Here is a 3,762-nt window from a genome sequence, read left to right on the forward strand (position 1 = left end):
TCGGGCAATTATGACTATTATAGAAGGCGATCGTCATTAACTGTAGTTGCACCATAATGTGCGAAACCACGCAGCGAGAGGTTCTAGGGCTTGACTCAGTTGTTCTCCCATCGGTTTGAATTCATCTTTCTTTACATCTGTCTATTTTGACACGTTTTGTACTCCTAGCCACTTAAATGATTAGCATAAAACCTGGAGACTAAGACCAAATGATGTCGCTGGCTGAGCAAGGGAGCGAGTATGACGAATGACGAATGACCAATGACCAATGACGAATAACCAATCAGATAATCAGCCAAACCGCCAATCCCCAGAAAGGAACATATCGCAGCCAGCGCCCCCTTTTATTAGAGGGAATGACGGCGGTTAACAGTACACCCTGGAAAATGGAAAACAGCACCAAATCAATACAAAATGCGATAGTCACTCGGTTACTCATTAGCAGTTCTCTAAAATACTGCGCCCTCTGTGCTAAATCTCCAAACTCCGGTCTTCCGACAAAACCCCATACAATAGCTAGAGTACCTACAATCAGCCCAATCCATCCGAAAAGACGAGCTAGCCAGCCTTTGTCAGGTTCATCCTTGTCTTGAGGAGGGGGAACGGTATAACGCAATGCCATATAAGGCGTAAGCATAACATTCGTCAGGAACATTGCTACACTCCACATCAAAACCTTAGGTAAATGGCTTCCCCTTTTATCCATCAACAGCAAGGGGAGGAACATAAATATCCAGGCTTCGGCAAAGTTGAAAAGTGCTTCTAGGGTAGGGTGAACCGTCGGCGACTCCATCACATGAATACCCACCACATTGAGAATCGGTAAGATCAAGAAGAAATTGAGCGACTCATCCAGAATTTCCTGTAAGGTTTCCGGTTGAATTGCCCAAATTGGTTCTCCGGGAAGAAGTTGATTGGGTGGAGAGAGTAAGAGGACATAAGTATAGAGTATAGCCACCAGTGCCAACGCGATCGCAACCCAAGGCTGAGGTTGTTCTGATTTAGCAGTAGCACTGGTTTCTGGCTGGCGTTTAAGCAGTCGTCGTACCAAAGGAGTAACCAATCGAATAATCCAGAATGCAACTTTACCGGGTTTAATTGGCGGTTCCACCACATCACGGGCGAAAACTAACTTCCCCGTGGTTTCAGACAGGCGATAAAAGCTGACGCCTCGTCCATTGGGAAAGGGAATACCATCCAGTTCAACATGCCAAAGGACACCCGTGGAAGATGAATCTGCGGTTGTAATATCATCAATAACAAAAAGTAAGTCATCGGGTACACCTTGATAGGATTCCTCAAAAAGCTGCTGAACGGCGGCTTTCCCGCGAAAGGGTTGGGGAAAGTTGAGATCTTCATAAATGCACTCGTCATCGATACAATCTATAGCGGCGGAAATATCCCTGCGGTTGATTGCCTGATACAGGGATTTAATCATCAAGTGAGCAGGTTTTGTCATGTTGGTAGTTCGTGACTCTCATTAAAAATGTATCGTGAATGAGAGCGCAGGTTATTTATTGAAGATGAAGATTAATCGGGTTAAACGTTAGCTTCTCGATGTTGCTCTAAAAATGCTGCTACTGTTCGGTTAAACTCCTCTGGCGCGACCAAAAAGGGCCAATGATTACCAGGAACCTGGCAAAGTTGTAAATTTTTCAAATAGGTTTTATAGGGTTTCAGTTGCCAGTCTTGGCGATTTACCCCTTTTTCCGGTTGCACAAACAGGGTGGGGATATGAATCGGAACCGTTAATCCGGCGACGAGCATCACATCTTCAAACGTACCATCACGGGCAGCCACGGTAAACTTACTCCCCCAAGAACCATCGGGTTTCTGCTCAATACTGGCTTGAAATACTTGCTGCTGTAACGGCGTCCAATCTTGATATTGACTTAACTGGCGTACTTTCTGTTCAGCGTCTTCATAACTCTCAAACGGACCCATACCTTTGAGAAACGGCAAAACCCGGTATAATAAAGGGAATGTAACCTTGAGCAGACTAGGCATTTTCCAGATAAAAATCGGATCAACCAAAACCATGCTGCGAAACCGTTCGGGATGCTGTTTTGCCCAAATCGGGGCTAATTTACCTGTCCAGGAATGTCCGATAATATGAGCTGATGACCATCCCAAGTAATCCATGAGGGCTTCCAAGTCCGCGATCGCACTGGCAAAGGTATAATCATCGTCAGGCTTGCTACTTTCCCCGTGACCCCGCATATCGGGAGCGATGATATGATAACTCTCAGCGATATACTCTGCTAAACTCGACCACACTAAAGCGTGATCCGCTAAACCATGAAGCAGTAACAAGGGTTCTGAACCTTGATTCCACTCTAGATAAGACAGTTGGATTCCAGGGAAGGATACAGTTTGCCGTGTTGGTGTCATTTTGCGTTCGGTGGTAGTAAACCCGAACGTAGGATAGCAAATATCAACAAAAGATAACGCATTCTACTGAGCAGGGATTAGGTAGAATGCAAAACAAATCCTCTTGGTTTGAGTGAGTTCACGGCTGATTTAGATTGAATGGAGGGAGACAATCGGTATGGCATTTACGGCTAGTGTTATTTCTACCAAGGAATGGGACGCCAGACCCCCAAGACGCTGGGCGGGGGAAACGAGACCGCAATATATTATCATTCATCATACGGCGACTCCTAATCCCCCCAATGATGTCTCCAGAGGGACATTAAGGGGAGCTAAAACCTTTGCCCGCAGCATTCAAACCGCCCATATAGATGGCTTTGGCTGGATTGATTCCGGTCACAATTTTTTGAACACGACGGGCGGATATTTGCTAGAAGGTAGACATGGAAGTCTGAATGCGGCTAAACGGGGACGCAGTATCCGTTCATCCCATGCGGGTAGTAATAAAGGGAATGAGTCACCAGGGATTGAAAATGAAGGAACGTTTATCACCTATCAAATGAATGCCAAACAGTGGGATAGTTTGGTTGAGTTGTGCGCCTCAATTTGCTCAACGACTAAGATTAACCCGGATAATATTCTCGGACATCGCGACTTTTCTCCCACTCAATGTCCTGGGGATTGGTTATATAGTCAATTACCTCGCTTACGCCAGGAAGTACGTCAGCGACTAGGAGCATCTTTCATCGAAGTTTTGCGGGAAGGGGACACCGGACTACGAGTGAAAGAACTCCAACAAATTCTCAGCGCTCAAGGGTTTAATCCGGGTCCGATTGATGGTATTTTTGGCGCGGGTACTGAAGATGCGGTGGTTTTGTTCCAAAAGTTTTATGGGTTAGAACCTGATGGTTTGGTCGGACCGAATACGTGGAAGGTGTTAGAACGGGTGTCTCAACCGACACAGCCACCTCCCATCGATACTGGGACTCCGACAGCGCCGGATACAACACCGGGGGGAAGTACACCTTTGAATCCACAAACTCCTTTCACCCAGGTTCAACTCCTCGATACCTATAGGTATTACCGGGAACTCCCCCATCAAACCCAAGCCATTCAGTGGTTACAAGCACAACTATCTGAGGCGACATTGGTGGAGTTTTCCCAAAAATGGCGCAATCAACCGTTAGAGCCTTTTTTACCACTCCAGGAAGGTTCCGTGGGTTCCCAAGTGAAGCAAGTCCAAGAGGTTTTGCAGCAAGAAGGCTTTGATCCGGGTCCTGCTGATGGGATCTATGGTTCCAAGACAAAAGCCGCCGTTATTGCGTTTCAGCGCTCAAAGGGGATGACTGCAGATGGGATTGTGGGGGCGGTGACGTGGTCTGTTCTGAATTT

The 3,762-nt window shown here is 46.5% G+C and carries 3 protein-coding genes; 1 reads left to right on the forward strand and 2 read right to left on the reverse strand.

All coding sequences use genetic code 11. The annotated features are described in order from the left end of the window. Positions 1–283: 283 nt before the first annotated feature. On the reverse strand, positions 284–1,459 hold the full coding sequence (locus ACLFWI_RS28280; protein WP_446415698.1) for a nuclear transport factor 2 family protein: 1,176 nt from the start codon (positions 1,457–1,459) through the stop codon (positions 284–286). 80 nt (positions 1,460–1,539) lie between these two features. Then, the gene (locus ACLFWI_RS28285; protein WP_446415699.1) at positions 1,540–2,391 is read right to left on the reverse strand and encodes an alpha/beta fold hydrolase; all 852 of its coding nucleotides are present in this window, start codon (positions 2,389–2,391) and stop codon (positions 1,540–1,542) included. Between the two features lie 157 nt (positions 2,392–2,548). On the opposite strand from ACLFWI_RS28285, the gene ACLFWI_RS28290 reads away from it, so the two are divergent. Further along, on the forward strand, positions 2,549–3,762 hold a 1,214-nt coding region (locus ACLFWI_RS28290; RefSeq protein ID WP_446415700.1), incomplete at its 3' end, for a peptidoglycan recognition protein family protein.

The organism is Coleofasciculus sp. (assembly GCF_046539235.1).
Taxonomy (GTDB): Bacteria; Cyanobacteriota; Cyanobacteriia; order Cyanobacteriales; family Coleofasciculaceae; genus Coleofasciculus.